Origin of the sequence: Streptomyces sp. NEAU-sy36 (genome assembly GCF_013423905.1) — a bacterium.
In the GTDB taxonomy this organism is placed as follows: Bacteria; Actinomycetota; Actinomycetes; order Streptomycetales; family Streptomycetaceae; genus Streptomyces; species Streptomyces misionensis.
The window spans coordinates 5,971,307-5,987,516 of sequence record NZ_CP058977.1; the positions used below are offsets into that span (position 1 = coordinate 5,971,307).

General features: G+C 74.1%; 13 protein-coding genes. 4 read left to right on the forward strand and 9 right to left on the reverse strand.

From position 1 onward, the window contains the following. Nucleotides 1-60 precede the first annotated feature (60 nt). The gene (locus HZZ00_RS26145) at nucleotides 61-804 is read right to left on the reverse strand and encodes a sulfite exporter TauE/SafE family protein (protein ID WP_180328753.1); all 744 of its coding nucleotides are present in this window, start codon (nucleotides 802-804) and stop codon (nucleotides 61-63) included. Beyond that, the gene (locus tag HZZ00_RS26150) at nucleotides 801-1,166 is read right to left on the reverse strand and encodes a rhodanese-like domain-containing protein (RefSeq protein ID WP_180328754.1); all 366 of its coding nucleotides are present in this window, start codon (nucleotides 1,164-1,166) and stop codon (nucleotides 801-803) included. Before HZZ00_RS26150 ends, HZZ00_RS26145 begins: the two co-directional genes overlap by 4 nt. A gap of 523 nt (nucleotides 1,167-1,689) precedes the next feature. Between HZZ00_RS26150 and HZZ00_RS26155 the strand changes: the two genes are divergently transcribed. The 4 genes from HZZ00_RS26155 to HZZ00_RS26170 all read left to right on the forward strand — a co-directional run bounded on the left by HZZ00_RS26155 (nucleotide 1,690) and on the right by HZZ00_RS26170 (nucleotide 6,304). Next, nucleotides 1,690-3,063 carry an MBL fold metallo-hydrolase gene (locus HZZ00_RS26155; protein ID WP_180328755.1) on the forward strand — a complete coding sequence of 458 codons (1,374 nt, stop codon included), beginning with the start codon at nucleotides 1,690-1,692 and terminating at the stop codon, nucleotides 3,061-3,063. A gap of 347 nt (nucleotides 3,064-3,410) precedes the next feature. Then, nucleotides 3,411-4,727, forward strand: coding sequence for an MFS transporter (locus HZZ00_RS26160; protein ID WP_180328756.1), 1,317 nt, complete (start codon nucleotides 3,411-3,413; stop codon nucleotides 4,725-4,727). Nucleotides 4,728-5,004: 277 nt separating this feature from the next. Then, complete coding sequence (locus HZZ00_RS26165; RefSeq protein WP_257585351.1) at nucleotides 5,005-5,400, forward strand: DUF6234 family protein; 396 nt, start codon at nucleotides 5,005-5,007, stop codon at nucleotides 5,398-5,400. A 403-nt stretch (nucleotides 5,401-5,803) separates the two neighbouring features. Then, on the forward strand, nucleotides 5,804-6,304 hold the full coding sequence (locus HZZ00_RS26170; RefSeq protein WP_180333709.1) for a transglycosylase SLT domain-containing protein: 501 nt from the start codon (nucleotides 5,804-5,806) through the stop codon (nucleotides 6,302-6,304). Nucleotides 6,305-6,396: 92 nt separating this feature from the next. Here HZZ00_RS26170 and HZZ00_RS26175 read toward each other — a convergent pair whose 3' ends face one another. The 7 genes from HZZ00_RS26175 to HZZ00_RS26205 form a co-directional block, all read right to left on the reverse strand. Next, nucleotides 6,397-8,547, reverse strand: a complete 2,151-nt coding sequence (locus HZZ00_RS26175; RefSeq protein WP_180328758.1) for an SWIM zinc finger family protein — start codon at nucleotides 8,545-8,547, stop codon at nucleotides 6,397-6,399. Next, entirely contained in the window at nucleotides 8,544-11,381 is a 2,838-nt protein-coding gene (locus HZZ00_RS26180; RefSeq protein WP_180328759.1) for a DEAD/DEAH box helicase, read from the reverse strand. The genes HZZ00_RS26175 and HZZ00_RS26180 overlap by 4 nt, the downstream gene beginning before the upstream one ends. A gap of 97 nt (nucleotides 11,382-11,478) precedes the next feature. After that, nucleotides 11,479-12,060, reverse strand: a complete 582-nt coding sequence (locus HZZ00_RS26185; protein ID WP_180328760.1) for a sugar kinase — start codon at nucleotides 12,058-12,060, stop codon at nucleotides 11,479-11,481. Beyond that, nucleotides 12,057-13,202 (reverse strand): ROK family glucokinase, encoded by a 1,146-nt coding sequence (locus HZZ00_RS26190; RefSeq protein ID WP_070025645.1) that lies wholly within the window; start codon nucleotides 13,200-13,202, stop codon nucleotides 12,057-12,059. The genes HZZ00_RS26185 and HZZ00_RS26190 overlap by 4 nt, the downstream gene beginning before the upstream one ends. Before the next feature lie 107 nt (nucleotides 13,203-13,309). Next, nucleotides 13,310-14,101, reverse strand: coding sequence for an ATP-binding cassette domain-containing protein (locus HZZ00_RS26195; protein WP_180328761.1), 792 nt, complete (start codon nucleotides 14,099-14,101; stop codon nucleotides 13,310-13,312). Then, a complete protein-coding gene (locus HZZ00_RS26200) occupies nucleotides 14,098-15,153 on the reverse strand; it encodes an ABC transporter permease (RefSeq protein WP_070025643.1) in 1,056 nt (351 codons plus the stop codon). Before HZZ00_RS26200 ends, HZZ00_RS26195 begins: the two co-directional genes overlap by 4 nt. Next, the gene (locus HZZ00_RS26205) at nucleotides 15,150-16,154 is read right to left on the reverse strand and encodes a sugar ABC transporter substrate-binding protein (RefSeq protein ID WP_180328762.1); all 1,005 of its coding nucleotides are present in this window, start codon (nucleotides 16,152-16,154) and stop codon (nucleotides 15,150-15,152) included. The genes HZZ00_RS26200 and HZZ00_RS26205 overlap by 4 nt, the downstream gene beginning before the upstream one ends. Nucleotides 16,155-16,210 lie beyond the last annotated feature (56 nt).

The following is a 16,210-nucleotide window of genomic DNA, read 5'->3' on the forward strand; positions in this document are numbered from 1 at the left end:
CGGAGCGGGGTGGGTGCCCCGCGCGCGGTGCCGGGAGGGGGCCGGACCGCGGCGGGGCGGTCAGAGGAGCGCGTCGACGAGCATGAACACGGCGACCGCGAGCAGGACGTATGCGAAGACGCGTTGCAGCGTTCCGCCCTTGAGCTTCTTCGACAGGCGTTTGCCGTCCCAGGCGCCGAGGACGGCCGCCGCGGTGAACGGCGCGATGACCGCCCAGTCCAGGTGCGTCCCGGTGCCGGCGCGGGCGCCGAGCGCGGCCAGCGAGTTGATCGTGATGACCAGCAGGCTGGTCCCGACCGCCCGGCGCATGGGCAGTTTCAGCACGCCCACCAGCGCGGGCACGGCGAGGAAGCCGCCGCCCACGCCCAGGAACCCGGTCACGGCGCCCAGACCGGCGCCCGCGGCCCCCGCCCTGCCCGGACTCACCGGGCCGGTGGACCCGGTGCGGGCCGGGCGCAGCATGCGCACGGCGGCGAGCGCGGCGATGACCGAGAAGGCGACGGTCAGCACCGCCTGGGGCAGATGCCCGGCGACGGCACCGGCGAGCATCGCGGGCACGATGCCGGCCGCGGCGAACAGCAGTCCGGTACGCCAGGCGACGTTTCCGTCCCGGGCGTGCCCGGTCAGCGCGGTGACCGAGGTGAGGGTGACGATGACCAGGCTGGCCGTCGTCGCCTCGGCCGGGGTGAAGCCGAGGAGGTAGATGAGGGCCGGTACGGCGAGGACGCTGCCGCCCCCGCCGAGGCCGCCCAGGGCCAGGCCGATGACGGCACCGGCGACGAGCGCGAGAACCAGGGTCGTCATGCTATCGAGCCGCTGTTCCCGTGCCCGTCCACGACCGGGTACCCGGCGGCGGCCCACGCCCGCATGCCGCCCATGACGTCCGCCACCCGCGCGCCCCGCGCGGCCAGCAGCTCGGCGGCCTGCTGCGAGCGCCGCCCGCTGCGGCAGATCACCACCAGCGGCCGGGCCTGTGCCGCCTCCGGCAGCGCCGCCCCGGCCACCAGGCCGGACAGCGGCGCGCACACGGCGCCCGGCGCGTGGCCGGCGTCCCACTCGCGCTGCTCACGCACGTCGAGCAGAACGGCCGGGGCGTCGGCGCCCCGGGTGTGCCGGGCGGCCTCGTCGACGGTGACCCGGCCCTCGCCGGCGGGGAAGAGGGACATCGCACAACCTCTCGGAACTAGGGAAGGGCGGACGGGAGGGGCGTTCGGCCGGTCACGACGGCCGCCCCTCGCGGCGGCGCTGCGGCAGCCGTCGTCCACGGCCGTCGCGCCCCACCCGAGGCGGGCGACTGCGAGACCGGTCCAGGGTTACCCCCGGGGGTATATGAGCACGATAACACGAGTACCCCTGGGGGTATTCTGCACCCGCCTCGATCCCGGGTGATCCGCGCCACCCCGCCCCCGCCCGAGCGGGCGCGGCACCCACGTACGCACGAGAAGGCCAGGTCAAATGGGTTGGCTGCGCGACAGCCGGACCGGCCGGAGATGGCGACACCCTCCCCGCCAGGCCCTCACCCCGAACCGTCCGGCCCGCACGGCCCGCCGCCCAAGGTCCGACTTGCCGCCGTATACCCCCGTGGGTATACAGTGCCTCTCACCAATACCCCCATGGGTATCATTTCGCATACCCCGCCGGGTATTCCAGGGCTCCAGCCCCCGCACTACCCGCGCCAGGAGGCACCTCATGTACTTCGCGCAGCACTACCTCGACTGTCTGTCCCAGGCGGCGTACGTCATCGGCGACCCGACCAGCGGCAAGGCGGTCGTCGTCGACCCCCGCCGGGACGTGGACGAGTACGTCGCGGACGCGGAGGCGCACGGGTTCACCGTCGAGGCGGTGATCAACACCCACTTCCACGCCGACTTCCTCGCCGGCCACCTGGAACTGGCCCAGCGCACCGGCGCGTGGATCGGCTACGGGCAGCGCGCCGTGACCGAGTACCCGATCCGCAAGCTCGCCGACGGGGAGCGGATCTCCCTGGGCGAGGTCACCCTCCGGATCCTGGAGACGCCGGGCCACACCCCCGAGTCGATCAGCATCCTCGTCTTCGAGAAGCCCGAGGACACCGTCCCCTACGGGGTGCTCACCGGCGACGCCCTGTTCGTCGGCGACGTCGGCCGCCCCGACCTGCTCGCCTCCGCCGGCGTCACCGCCGAGGAACTGGGCGCGATGCTCTACGACAGCGTCCACCACAAGCTGATGGCCCTGCCCGACGAGGTCCGCGTCTTCCCCGCCCACGGCGCCGGCTCCGCCTGCGGCAAGAACCTGTCCACCGAGCTCCAGTCGACCATCGGCACGCAGCGCCTGACCAACTACGCCTGCCGGCCGATGGACCAGGACACCTTCGTCCGCCTCGTCACCGCCGGCCAGTCCGCCGCACCCGGCTACTTCTCGTACGACGCCGACCTCAACCGCCGCAACCGCGACCTGTTCCAGACCGTCGAGGGCGCTCCCGCGCTGGAGGCGGCCGAGTTCGCCCGGCTGCGCGCCACCGGCGCTGTGGTCCTCGACACCCGCGACCAGTTCGCCTTCGCCGCCGGACACCTGGCCGGCTCGGTCAACGTCCCGCTCGACGGCCGCTTCGCCGAACAGGCGGGCAGCGTCCTCACCCCGCGAGACGAGATTCTCATCGTCGCCCCCGAGGACCGCGCCGAGGAGACCGTCACCCGCCTCGCGCGCATCGGCTTCGACCGCGTCCGCGGCTACGCCGCCGATCCCGTTCAGGTCTTCGCCGCCCTCTCCGACGAGAAGCGCCAGGCCGGCCGGCTGACCGCCGAGGCCCTGCGCGAGGAACTCGCCTCCCCCGAACCCCCGCTGGTGCTGGACGTGCGCAACTGCGGCGAACGCGACGGCGGCCGCTCCATCGAGGGCGCCCTGCACATCCCCCTCGCCGAACTGGCCAGGCGTCTCGACGAGGTCCCCGCCGAGGGCCGTCTGGTGGTCCACTGCGCCGGCGGCCACCGCTCCTCCATCGCCGCCAGCCTGATCCGGCACCGTGGCCGCACCGAGGTCTACGACCTGCTCGGCGGCTACGGCGCCTGGGAATCGGCCGCCTGAGCCGGGAGAGGAGCCGAATCCGCCATGTGCCGACGAGTCGCCTGTCCGACGTGCGGCAAGGCCACGTACGCGGGCTGCGGGAACCACGTGGACCAAGTCCTCGCCGAAGTGCCCGCGGCACGGCGGTGCGACTGCCCGCCCAAGCCCAAGCGTTCCTGGTGGCCCTTCGGCCGCCGCTGAGCCCGCCGCGCACCGCCCGCCCGAGGCCGGTGCCGTCCGCCACCGCGACGGCATCGGCCGGGGCGCCCCGGCCCGCGGCGCCCCGGCCCGCCGTGCGGCACCCGGCCCGGCACCCACGCGTGCCGGGCCCCTCCCCCCAGCCCCGCACCCGCTTCCGGAGGACCACCGTGGGCTCCACCGACGACCACCTCACGCCTCCCGGCACCGGCCGGGGCCCGCGCGCGCGGCGCGCCGCCGCCCCCGTGCGGCTCGGACTGCGGGAGAACTGGCCGCAGTTCACGCTGCTCGTCCTCGTCAACGTCTGCGTGGGCGGTCTGGTCGGCCTGGAACGCACCACCGTCCCACTCATCGGCACCCGGTCCTTCGGTCTCGTCGACGACCTGGCCGTCTTCTCCTTCATCATCGCCTTCGGCCTCACCAAGGCCCTCACCAACCTCGCCGCCGGCGCCCTCACGGCCCGGTTCCGCCGCAGACGACTCCTGCTGGCCGGCTGGCTCCTCGGCGTCCCCGTCCCCTTCGTCCTCGCATGGGCGCCGTCCTGGGGATGGATCGTCGCCGCCAACGTGCTGCTCGGGCTCAACCAGGGCCTGGCCTGGTCCATGACCGTCAACATGAAGATCGACCTGGTCGGCCCCGCCCACCGGGGCCTCGCCACCGGTCTGAACGAGGCGGCCGGCTACACCGCCGTCGGGGGCACCGCCCTGCTCACCGGCTACCTCGCCACCGGCCACGGGCTGCGCCCCGTCCCCGAACTGATCGGCGTCGTCTTCGTCGTCGCGGGCCTCGCCCTCGCCCTGGCCGTACGCGACACCGCCGCGCATGTCGCCCTCGAACTGGCCGGGCACCCGGTGCCGTTGCCCAGCGACGAGGACACCGGGGCGGCCGCGACGTTCGCCCGCACCTCCTGGCGGCACCGCTCCCTGCGCGGGGCGAGCCAGGCGGGGCTGGTCAACAACCTCAACGACGGCCTCACCTGGGGCGTCTTCCCGCTGCTCTTCACCGACCACGGCCTCGGCCTCGCCGCCGTCGGCCTCGTCAAGGGCCTCTACCCCGTCCTGTGGGGCCTCGGGCGGATACCCACCGGCCGGCTCGCCGACCGGATCGGCCGCAAACCCCTCGTCGTCACCGGCATGTTCGTCCAGGCCGCCGGTTTCGTCCTCGCCCTGGTCCTGCTGGACACCCCCCTGCTCGCGGGCGTCCTGTCCGCGGTGGCGCTCGGCATCGGCACCGCCATGGTCTACCCGGCCCTCATCGCCTCGGTCTCCGACCACGCCCACCCCGCCTGGCGGGCCAACGCGCTCGGCACCTACCGCTTCTGGCGCGACATCGGCTACGCCGCAGGCGCCCTGGCGGCCGGCGTTCTCGCCGACGCCTTCGGCCTGGACACCACCGTGGTGGCGGCCGCCGTGCTCACCGCGGGGTCCGGCCTGCTCGCCGCCCGCTGGATCGGCGAACACCCGGCCGTCCGGCCGGCCCGGCACTGACGCGCCGGGGCGCGCGGGCGCCGCACATCCGCGTCGGGCTTCACCGGGCTCACCGGACCGTGTGCACGGTACGAGCAGCGGCGCGCACAGAAAGTGACGGAGACCCTCTCCTCGACTCCGGGCGCTCCGGGCCTTCCGGGTGCGAGCGCCCCTCGTCCGGCACCGCCCGGCCCACATCCCCCACAAGGGGATGCGCACGGTCGCGCCCGAGCCCCCGGCCCCCTGTTGAGTACCGCTACTCATGTGCGGCGCCGTCGGGCCACGACACCCTGCACCCATGACCGACACCCTTCCGGCGCCGAGACGCCGGCGTCCCTGGTCGCGCCGGACCCGCCCGGGCGCGGATCTCGCCCTCGCGATCCCGCTGTTCCTGCTGGAGACCGCGTGGCTCGTACTGGACTGGATCTACGGCTACGGCCTGGACGTATGGGCGGCCCAGGGCGACCGGGCGGACATCGACGCGGCCGCCCTCGCGCACATCGGGCGGCTGCGGGAGCTGCTGATCGCCGCACTCGTCCTCGCGGTGCTCGCGGCCGTCTTCCGCGCCCGCTGGACCGTGGTCGCGCATCTGCTGGTGGCCCTCCTGGCGGGCGGCTCGCTCATGGCGGCGCAGCACGAGTGGGACCACAGCCACACCCCGCCGGGGTGCGTCCGCTACAGCGCGAACTGCTGAGTCGGCGAGGCGCGCACCGAGCCCCGGCAGCCGGTTCCCGCTCGCTCGGAACGGGCGGTTTTCGGCCCATTTCGGGGCCCTTTCCTGTGACGCCACCCATAGGAGCCAGATCACGTCCTAAGCAGGGCCGTAGTACGGGACCGGCCTGAGCTGCACAGGAGGCTGCATATGCGTCTATTTCGGACATTGATCCGAAGTCGGGTAGTACGTCACATCCTTGCCAGCCGTGCCGACCGCAGCTAACCATTGCTGTCGTTGCCGGGAAGCAACGGGCCGGACCGAGCGGAACTCCGCCGGAACCGCCCGGTCCACCCGGAGCGCGGGGCTCCCGCCCCACCGCCACCGCGACCATCGCGGCCGGCACGACCATGTCCCCCAGGGAAAGAGTTCCTTTCGTATGACCATGGCCATCCGCACCCGCATCGCCCGCCTGCGCACCATCGCCGTCACCGGTATCGCCACCACCGGCGCCGCAGCCGCGGCGCTGACCCTGATGCCGACGAACGCCCAGGCCGCCGAGATGCCTCAGGTGCACGCCGCCGCCGTGGCCAAGGCCTCGAACGGCAGCGCGGCCAAGTCCGGTTCCGGCAACCTCGACGGCTGGATCAAGCAGTCGCTGGCCATCATGAAGGCCAAGGGCATCCCCGGCAGCTACGAGGGCCTGAAGCGCAACATCATGCGCGAGTCCGGCGGCAACCCGAACGCCCAGAACAACTGGGACGTCAACGCCAAGAAGGGCACCCCGTCCAAGGGCCTGCTCCAGGTGATCGACCCGACGTTCAACGCCTACCACGTGGCCGGCACCGCCCACAGCGTCACCGACCCGGTGGCCAACATCACCGCGGCCGCCAACTACGCCGCCCACCGCTACGGTTCGATCGACAAGGTGAACTCCGCGTACTGATCCGCCGCGGCCCCCGCACCGAAGGCCGGTGCCGGCAGCTCCACGCTGCCGGCACCGGCCTTTTCAACGTCCTTGCGCGGATGCGACGTCGGTCACGCCTCGTCCGCCGTCCCGAGCCCGGTGAGCGCGCCGACCGGATCGAGGTCGGGGGTGCCCCGCGGCCACCAGTCGTCCTGGCCGGGCTCGGACTCGTAGCCGTACCACAGGCCGTCCCGGCCAAGACGAAGCTGGACATGACCGCGCGGGTGCGTGAGCCGGTTGTGCCAGGGCCGGAACGCGGGCAGGTCGGCGGCGAGCAGCAACGGGCGCGCCCGGTCGAACCGGCCGGCCGGCGGGTCCCACGGCTCCTCCAGCACGGCCAGCCCCTCCGCCCCGCCCTGCCGCCAGGCGGCGACGGCCCGCGCGAGATCGCCGGGGGTACGGCCGGTCGCCGCCGCCAGCGTCGCGTACAGCGCGCGCGTGGTGACGGTCAGGCCGGAGCCGGGGCGGGCCGCGGCGAGCCGGACCGCGTCCTGCCAGAGACTCAGCTCGCCGACCGGATCGCGCCCGGTGGCGAGCAGCGCGTGCGCGCGGGCGGCGGCGTCGGTCGCCAGCTGGTCCAGCGCGAACGGATCGGGGCCACCGGGCGCCGCGGGGTACGCCGGGGGCTGCTCGGGGTGCGCCGGCACCGGCAGGGGCGGCGGCAGCGGTGGAAGCGCCCGCGCGGCCAGGGCCTCGCTCGCCCGTATGCCGGGCAGCGAGGCGGGCTGCCGCTCCCGGGCGGCCCGGGCCGCGCGGGCCGCGTTGCGCCGGGACAGCGCGTCCAGCAGCTCCCGCTCACCCCGGCCGCGGAGCAGGAGCAGGACGAAGGGGTCGGCGTCGAGCAGCCGCGCCGTCTGGTAGCACAGGGCGGCCGCATGCTTGCAGGGGTGGCCCGAGTCGGGGCAGCTGCACCGCGGGACGAGGTCACCGGGGCCGGGCAGCAGCGGGACGCCGCAGTCCGCGAGGGACTGGGGCAGTTCCTTGTCCAGCAGGGCGGCGATATGGCCCGGCCGGTCGGCGGCCGCGTCCAGGAACCGCTCCCACTCCTCCTCCGCCAGCGGGCGTACCCGCACCTGGACCCGGTACGGGCGGGGCCTGCTGCCGCGCACATAGGCGAGGACCAGCCCCGGGGTCACGGTGATCGCGTCCACGTGCCCCTGGTCGGCGTATCCGCGTCCGCGCGCCACCCGCTTGGCGTCCAGCGCGCCCCGCTCCAACGCCGCCGTCCATGCGTTGCCCCACCAGGTCGCCGCGAACGCCGCGTCCTCTCCGCCGGCCGTCCGGGGCGCGAGGGCCGGGAAGGTGCGCCGCAGTTCACCGTCCCGGTGGGGGGTCCCCATGGTCGGTGGCACGTGCGGGACGGCACCCGCGGCCGGCGCGCCGGGCTCGGGCGGGGCGGGAACCGGCTCGCCGGGGGCGTCCTCCTCCGGTGCGGCATCGGCCTCCGGGGGCATCCGGAAGGCGTCCCGCAGGAAGTGCCGCATCTCGCCCGCGGCCTTGAGGCGGGCGGCCCGGGCGGTCTCGGCGGCGTCGGAAGGAGCCGGGGAGGGTGAGGCGGTACGGGCCGCGGCGGCACCCGGCGGACGCCGGGCGCCCCGCTGTCCCGTACGCCCGGCCCCGGCCTCCGTCTCCGCACGCGACGCCTCGCGCCGCGCGGCCCGCAGCGCCTCCCGGGCGACGTCGCCGGGGCGGGGACCGGCGGCGGGGCCCGGGGCGGGACGGGGGCCGGGTTCCGGCGCGCGGTCCTCGTCCCGCGGCTCCGGGCGCTCCATGCTGTTGTCGGTGGCCGCGCGCAGGGCCGCCCGTGCGGCATCGGCGGGCCTGCGCCCTGGAGGCGCACCGGAGCCCGCGCCGTCCGGAAGGGCGCCGTCCCCGGGGCGCACGGCCTCCTCGGTTCCGGGCGCCCCACCGGGACCGGCGTCGCCGAGGTCAGCGCACTCGTCGTCGTCCGGCTCACCGGCGCGGCCCGCCGCGTCGCACGGACCCGCACCGCCGTCGTGTGCCGGGTCACCTGCGGGGCTCGGCTCCGCGCCGGGGGCCTCACCACGGCTTTCCGGGTGTCGCTCGTCAGGTTCGTGCGGCTCGTACGGCTCCGCGCCGGACGCGGGGCGGTCCCCCGCGCCCCCGCCGGTCCGCTCGTCGGGGCCCGTCCGCGCCCGTCGCCGCGCCTCGCGGAGGGCCTGGCGGGCGAGGTCGGCCGGATGGGCGCCGGTGGGGGTCATGGAGTGCTCCGCAGGGAGACGAGGTCGGACAGCTCGCGGTCGGTCAGTTCGGTGAGGGCACTCTCGCCGGAGCCGAGGATGGCGTCGGCCAGCGCCCGCTTCGCGGCGAGCATCTCGGCGATGCGGTCCTCGACCGTGCCCTCGGTGACCAGGCGGTGGACCTGGACGGGCTGGGTCTGGCCGATCCGGTAGGCGCGGTCGGTGGCCTGTTCCTCGACGGCCGGGTTCCACCAGCGGTCGAAGTGCACGACATGACCGGCGCGGGTGAGGTTGAGGCCGGTGCCCGCGGCCTTCAGGGAAAGGACGAGGACCGGGGTCTCGCCGCTCTGGAAGCGGTCGACCATGCGCTCGCGCTCCGGCACCGGGGTGCCGCCGTGCAGCAGGTCGACGGGGATCGCGCGGGCGGACAGATGACGGGTGATGAGGCGGGCCATGCCCACGTACTGGGTGAAGACCAGCGCGGAGCCGTCCTCGGCGAGGACCGTGTCCAACAGCTCGTCCAGCAGGGCGAGTTTGCCCGAGCGGTGGAGCAGGCGGTCGGTGCCCGGCTCCTCCTTGAGGTAAAGCGCCGGATGGTCGCAGATCTGCTTCAGGGCGCCCAGCAGTTTGAGGACCAGTCCCCGGCGGGCGATCCCCTCGGCGGTCTCGATGGCCAGCATCGACTCGCGCACCACCGCCTCGTACAGCGCGGCCTGTTCGCGGGTGAGCGGGACCGGGTGATCGGTCTCGGTCTTGGGCGGCAGTTCGGGGACGATGCCGGGGTCGGACTTCTTGCGGCGCAGCAGGAAGGGGCGGACCAGGCGGGCGAGCCGGTCCACGGCCCCCGGGTCCTCACCGTTCTCCACCGCGCGGGCGTGCCGGGCGCGGAAGGACTTCAGGGGGCCGAGCAGTCCGGGGGTGGTCCAGTCGAGCAGGGCCCACAGCTCGGAGAGGTTGTTCTCGACCGGGGTCCCGGTGAGCGCCACGCGCGCGGGGGCCGGGATGGTGCGCAGCGCCTTGGCGGTGGCCGAGAAGGGGTTCTTGACGTGCTGGGCCTCGTCGGCGACGACCATTCCCCAGGTCTGGCCGGCGAGTTGGGCGGCGGCGGAGCGCATGGTGCCGTAGGTGGTGAGGACGAAGCCGCCGTCGAGTCCGTCCAGGGTGCGGTCCGCGCCGTGGAAGCGGCGGACGGGGACGCCGGGGGCGAAGCGGTTGATCTCCCGCTGCCAGTTGCCGAGCAGCGAGGCGGGGCAGACCACCAGGGTGGGTTCGGGACGGGCCCGTTTCAGGTGCAGCGCGATCAGGGTGACGGTCTTGCCGAGGCCCATGTCGTCGGCGAGGCAGCCGCCGAGGCCGAGGGAGGTCATCAGGTCGAGCCAGGCGAGGCCGCGCAGCTGGTAGTCGCGCAGGGTGGCGGCCAGCGCGGCGGGCGGCGCGGCCGGGGCGAGGCCCGCGGTGAGGCGGTCGCGCAGGGCCGCGAGGGCGCCGACGGGGACGGCCGGCACGGTCTCGCCGTCGACCTCGGCGGTGCCGGTGAGCGCCACGGACAGCGCGTCGACCGGGTCGAGCAGGCCGAGCTCGCGCTTGCGGGCCTTGCGGACGAGGGCCGGGTCGACCAGGACCCAGCGGTCCCGGAGCCGTACGACCGGGCGGTGCGCCTCGGCGAGGGCGTCCATCTCGGCCTCGTCCAGCGGGTCGCCGCCGAGCGCGAGCTGCCAGCTGAAGCGCAGCAGGTCCTCGCTCTCGAAGAAGCCGGTGCCGTCGGTCGCGGAGCCGGGGGCGGGCCGCACCACCGCGGTGGCGGTGAGGTCGCGGGCGAGGTCCCGGGGCCAGTGCACGGCGACCCCGGCGGCGCCGAGCCGGCCGGCCGCGACGCCGAGCAGATCGCCCAGCTCATCCTCGGAGAGGGCCAGTACGTCGGGCACGTCCTGCTCGGCCAGCCGGTCCAGGGGCGGCCACACCCGGGCGGCGCGGCGCACGGCGAGTGCCGCGTCCACCCGGGCCCGGGGTCCGAAGGCCGCGTCGGCCCCGCCCGCCCACAGGGCGGCGGCGTCGGCCACCAGGGTGGGGTCGGCGAGGCTGTGGACCTGGACGATCGCCGCTCCGGCGGCGCGGGCGCCCGCGCTCGCGCCGGTGTCGAAGGTGTCGTACGCGGACAGGTCGAGGCGCAGCGAGATCCGTACGCCCGCGTCCATGCCGGCGGCGACCTCGGCCGCCCACTCGTGCGCGTGCGGCAGTGCCTGGGGTTCGCGGGCGGCGAAGGGGCGGCCGGCGGCGTGCGGGGCCGCCGGGGTGCGGGGCAGGGTGTCGGCGACCGCGTCCAGGAAGGAGCGGACCAGGGCCTCCGGCTCGGGCAGCCGCAGCGGCCCGGAGCCGGGCAGGGGCACGGCGTGGCCCTCCGGGGGCAGGGCGGCGGCGATGGCGCGCAGATGGGCGATGTCGTCGGGTTCGAGCGGGCCGGCGCGCCAGGCGTCGTGGCCGCTCGGGGTGAGGCCGGGCAGCAGGCGGCCGCGGGCGACCAGCCGCAGTGCGTGCAGGGCGGCGGCGGCCCAGCAGGCGGTGGCCGGGTGGGCGGCGCGGTCGCGGCGGGCGTGGACCAGCAGGGGCAGGGCGCGGTCGAGCGGGAGGGTCAGCGCGGGTACCCGGCTGCGGCGCACCCCGGCTCCGTGGGGACGTACGACCGTCAGCTCGCCACGGTCGCCGGCCGCGGCGGGCAGGGGGTCGCCCGCGGGGTCCCAGAAGGCGAGGCGGCCCTCGCGCGGGAGGGGCGCGGGCAGGTAGACGCAGGCGAGGTGTGCCGGGACCGTGTCCCGGGAGCCCTCTGCGGGCCCGGCCACCGCAGCCGTGCCGCTCATACGTTCCGCCACCTCCCGTCCGTACGTCGGATCAGACGTATCCGACTCTACGGGCGGGGTCTGACAACCGGCCCCGGCCGCCCGGTCCGCGGCCCGGCTACGGGACCGTCCGGGAGACCACGTACACCATCGGATAGGTCGGGTCGGCCAGGTTCACGACCACGTCCTGGGTGGGGGCCGGGTTCTTCTGGGTGCGGGTGAGGCCCCACCAGGAGCCGGGGCCGGCGAAGTTCCAGCCGCTGACCTTGCGGTCGCGGGCGCCGACGGCGATGTCGCCCTTCTCCAGCTCGTCCCTGCGGGAGCCGATGGACTGCAGGAAGCTGTCGAGACCGGCCTGGTTGGTGCGGAACTGCACGTAGAGGCGGCTGGTCTTCCAGTTGTTCGTCTCGTAGGAGGCGACGCGGTCGGCGGGGTGCGGGACGTTCACCTGGTAGAGGCGGCGCTGCACCTTCGACGGCCAGCCCTCGGTGAGGCCGGTCGCGGAGTACTTGGCCTCCTTGTCCTTGCCGCTGTTGCGGCTCTGGTTGGCCGAGATCACCAGATAGCCGGCCGGCACCCCGATCAGCAGCACGATGATCAGCAGGGTGAGCGCCCGGCGTTTCGCCTTGTGGCGGGGGTTCTCCGGCGGCCGCCGGGCGGGGCCGGGCGGCGCGGCCTGGCGGGGCAGGGAGGTGGTCATGCGGTGTCCCGTTCTCGACGGGCCTGGGCGTAGCGCTCGTAGCGCTCGTACCGCTCCACCCGGCGCCGCTTGGCGCGGCGGAAGCGGCGGGCGACCAGGCGGGCCAGGTCGGCGGCGCCCACCATGCCGGCCTCGGGGCCGAGCTGGGCGCGGGTGATGCGGGCCTCGGGGCGGTAGCCGCGGCCGGTGAGCTGGCGCTTGAACGCCTCCCGGGCGGGGCCGATGAGCAGTTCGTCGGCGGCCGAGACGCCGCCGCCGATGACGAAGCAGGAGGGGTCGAGGGCGGCGGCCAGGTTGGCGATGCCGACGCCGAGCCACTGGCCGATGTCCTGGAGCAGTTCCACGCACATCGCGTCGCCCTCGCGGGCCAGCTCGGTGATCATCGGACCGGTGATGTCGCCGATGTTGCCCTTGACGTGCTCGATGATGCCGTAGGCGACCGGCGAGTCGGCGGCGGCCAGCTCGCGCGCCTCGCGGACCAGCGCGTTGCCGGAGCTGTACTGCTCCCAGCAGCCGCGGTTGCCGCACGGGCAGCGGTGGCCGCCGGGCACGACCTGCATATGGCCGAACTCGCCGGCCACGCCGAACTTGCCGCGCTTGACCTGGCCGTCCTCCAGGATGGCGCCGCCGATGCCGGTGCCGAGCGTGATCATCACCAGGTGGTCCTCGCCGCGCCCGGCGCCGAAGCGCCACTCGGCCCAGGCGGCCGTGTTGGCGTCGTTGTCCACGAGGACCGGGACGGACAGCCGGCCGCTGAGGCGGTCGCGCAGCGGTTCGTTGCGCCAGGACAGGTGGGGGGCGAACAGGACGCGGTTGCGGTCGGCGTCGACCCAGCCGGCGGCGCCGATGCCCACCGCGTGCACGTCGTGCCGGTCGGAGAGGTCGAGGACCAGCTCGACGATGGTGTCCTCGACGACCTTGGGGCTCTTGGACTTGTCCGGGGTCTCCGTGCGGAGCTTCTCCAGAATGTTGCCGTCGGCGTCCACGACGCCCGCCATGACCTTGGTGCCGCCGATGTCGATGCCGACGGTGGGCACCCGGGGTGCGGTCAGGTGGGATCGGCGTTCCCTGGTCCCGACCGTGCGGAGCACAGGGGCCCGGCGGGAGCCGATGGGGGCGGTGAGGTCGCGGTAGGTGCTCATCGTTGGTCGATTCTGCCTCACCCGCGGTAAGGGTGCGGTACAGGGCCGGGCCGAGGGGCGGGCGATCCCGGGGGTCTCCCGGTTGACCGCGGCGCCCCTCGGGGGCGTCAACCGCGTTGCAGTTCGTGGCGGAGGGCCTCCAGGTCGGAGCCGCCCGCCATCTGCCGCGTCAGTTCGTCGAGGGTGATCTCGTCGCGTGTGTGATTGCCCACCATGGTGCCCCGGCGCAGCAGCACGAACCGGTCCCCGACCAGGTACGCGTGGTGCGGGTTGTGGGTGATCAGGACCACGCCCAGGCCCTCGTCGCGGGCCGCGGCGACGTACTTGAGGACGACACCGGACTGCTTCACGCCCAGGGCCGCGGTCGGCTCGTCCAGGACGAGGACCTTGGCGCCGAAGTGGACGGCGCGGGCGATGGCGACGCACTGGCGTTCGCCGCCCGAGAGGGTGCCGATGGGCTGGTCGACGTCCCGCAGGTCGATGCCCATGCGCAGCAGCGCCTCGCGGGTGGTGCGGCGCATCAGGCCGGTGTCGAGGCGCTTGAAGGGGCCGCTGCCCTTGCGCGGCTCGGAGCCGAGGAAGAAGTTGCGCCAGACCGGCATCAGGGGCACCACGGCCAGGTCCTGGTAGACGGTGGCGATGCCCCGGTCCAGCGCGTCGCGCGGGGAGGCGAGGCGGGTCTCCTCGCCGTCGACGGTCAGCGTGCCGCCGTCGTGCTGGTGCAGTCCGGCGATCACCTTGATCAGGGTGGACTTGCCCGCGCCGTTGTCGCCGAGGACGCAGGTGATCTCGCCCGCGTGCACCTGGAGGGACACGCCCTCCAGGGCGCGGACGTTGCCGTAGTGCTTGCTGACGCCGGCCAGCTCGACCAGGGCCGCGGGTGTCTTGGTCTGCGTCATGCCGTCGCCTCCGCGCGCTTGCGGACCCAGGCGTTGAGCAGGGTCGCGAGGAGCAGCATCGCTCCCAGGAAGAACTTGAACCAGTCGGGGTTCCACTCGGCGAAGACGATGCCCTTGCTGGTCATGCCGAACAGCAGGGCGCCCACGGCGGAGCCGATCGCGCTGCCGTAGCCGCCGGTGATCAGGCAGCCGCCGATGACGGCCGCGATGATGTAGATCAGCTCGTTGCCGACGCCCTCGCCGGACTGGACGGCGTCGAAGGAGAAGAGCAGGTGCTGGCCGGAGATCCAGGCGCCGAACGCGACGCCCATGTAGAGGCCGATCTTGGTCTTGGCCACCGGGACGCCGACCGCGCGGGCCGCGTCCTCGTTGCCGCCGACCGCGAAGATCCAGTTGCCGACGCGCGTGCGCAGCAGGATCCAGGAGCCGAGGGCGACCAGGGCGAGCCACCACAGGATGGTGATCTTGAAGTCGACGCCGCCGACGGTGACCGTGGAGGCGAAGACGGCGCGGGCGCTGGAGAAGCCCTCCATGTCGGCGATGGTCTTGGTGGAGACCGTGCCGTCGATCAGCTTGGTGAAGCCCAGGTTCATGCCGCACAGCATCAGGAAGGTGCCCAGGGTGATGATGAAGCTGGGCAGCTTGGTGCGGGTGAGCATGAAGCCGTTGAAGGCGCCGACGGCCAGCGTGACGAGGAGCGACACGCCGACGCCGACCCAGGTGTTCGCCGTCATCTGGTAGCTGAACATCGAGGAGATCAGCGCCGCGGAGGTCACCATGACGCCCGCCGACAGGTCGAACTCGCCGCCGATCATCAGCAGGGCCACCGGTACGGCCATGATCCCGATGGTCGAGGAGGCGTACAGGACGGTGCTGAGGCTGGAGGCGCGCAGGAAGCCGTCGGCGACGAAGGCGAAGAACACGAAAACGGCGAGGGCGCCGACGACCGAGCCCAGTTCGGGGCGGGCGAGGAGCTTCTTCAGCGGAGAGGTCCGAAGAATCCTCTCGTCGGTCACCTGTTCATCGGTCTTGCGTTCGGCGGTCGCGCTCATCGGGTGCCCCGCTCGGTGTACGCCGCCAGCGTGGCCGCCTGGTCCTTGGTGATGATCTGCGGGCCGGTCAGCACCGGCTTGCCGCCGCCGAGGACGTCGCCGTTGTACTTGTAGGCCCACAGCAGGTCGACCGCCTCGTAGCCCTGGAGGTACGGCTGCTGGTCCACGGCGAAGCCCAGGGTGCCGTTCTTCAGGGAGGCCGCGACCTGGGCGTTGAGGTCGAAGGTGTCCACCTCGGCCTTGCTGCCCGCGTCGCCCTTGGCCTTCACCGCGGTGTCCGCGTACGGCGCGCCGAGGGTGACGACGGCGTCCACGGACTTGTCGGCCTGGAGCTTGGCCTCGATGGCGGACTGCACGTCCGGCATGTTGGTGCCGTTGACGTAGAGCTTCTGCGTGGTGCCGTGGAAGGTCTTGGCGACGCCGTCGCAGCGCTGCTCGTGGCCGACGTTGCCCTGCTCGTGCAGCACGCACAGGGCCTTCTTCTTGCCCCGCTTGTTCAGCTCGTCGCCCACCGCCTCGCCGGCGATGGTCTCGTCCTGGCCGATGTGGGTCAGGGCGCCGAAGGCCTTGGACTGCTCGGAGCCGGAGTTGACCGTGATCACCGGGATGCCGGCCTTCTCCGCGCGCGCGACCGCCGCCTTCATGGCGTCCGGCTTGGCGAGGGTGACGATGATCCCGTCGACCTTCTTGTCGACCGCCGCGTCCACCAGCTGGGCCTGCTGCTGCGCGTCGTCGTCGTGCGAGTAGAGGAAGTTGATGTTGTCCTTGACGGCGGCCTGCTTGGCACCGCTCTGCACGATGTCCCAGAAGGTGTCGCCGTCCCCCGAGTGCGTGATCATCGCGAAGGTCCAGCGGGGCGTGTTCACCGCCGCCCTGCCCTGGGCCACGGCGGCCTTGCGGGCGTCCTCGGCCCGCTTCCCGCCGGTGCTGCTGCAACCCGCCAGGGACACCGAGAGTGCCCCCGCGACTGCCATGACTGCCCAGGTACGAAACCGTGCCACGAGGCCGTGCCCTTCTCCCTGTCGCCGGCTGTGGGCCGGCTGTCCTTGCTCCGACG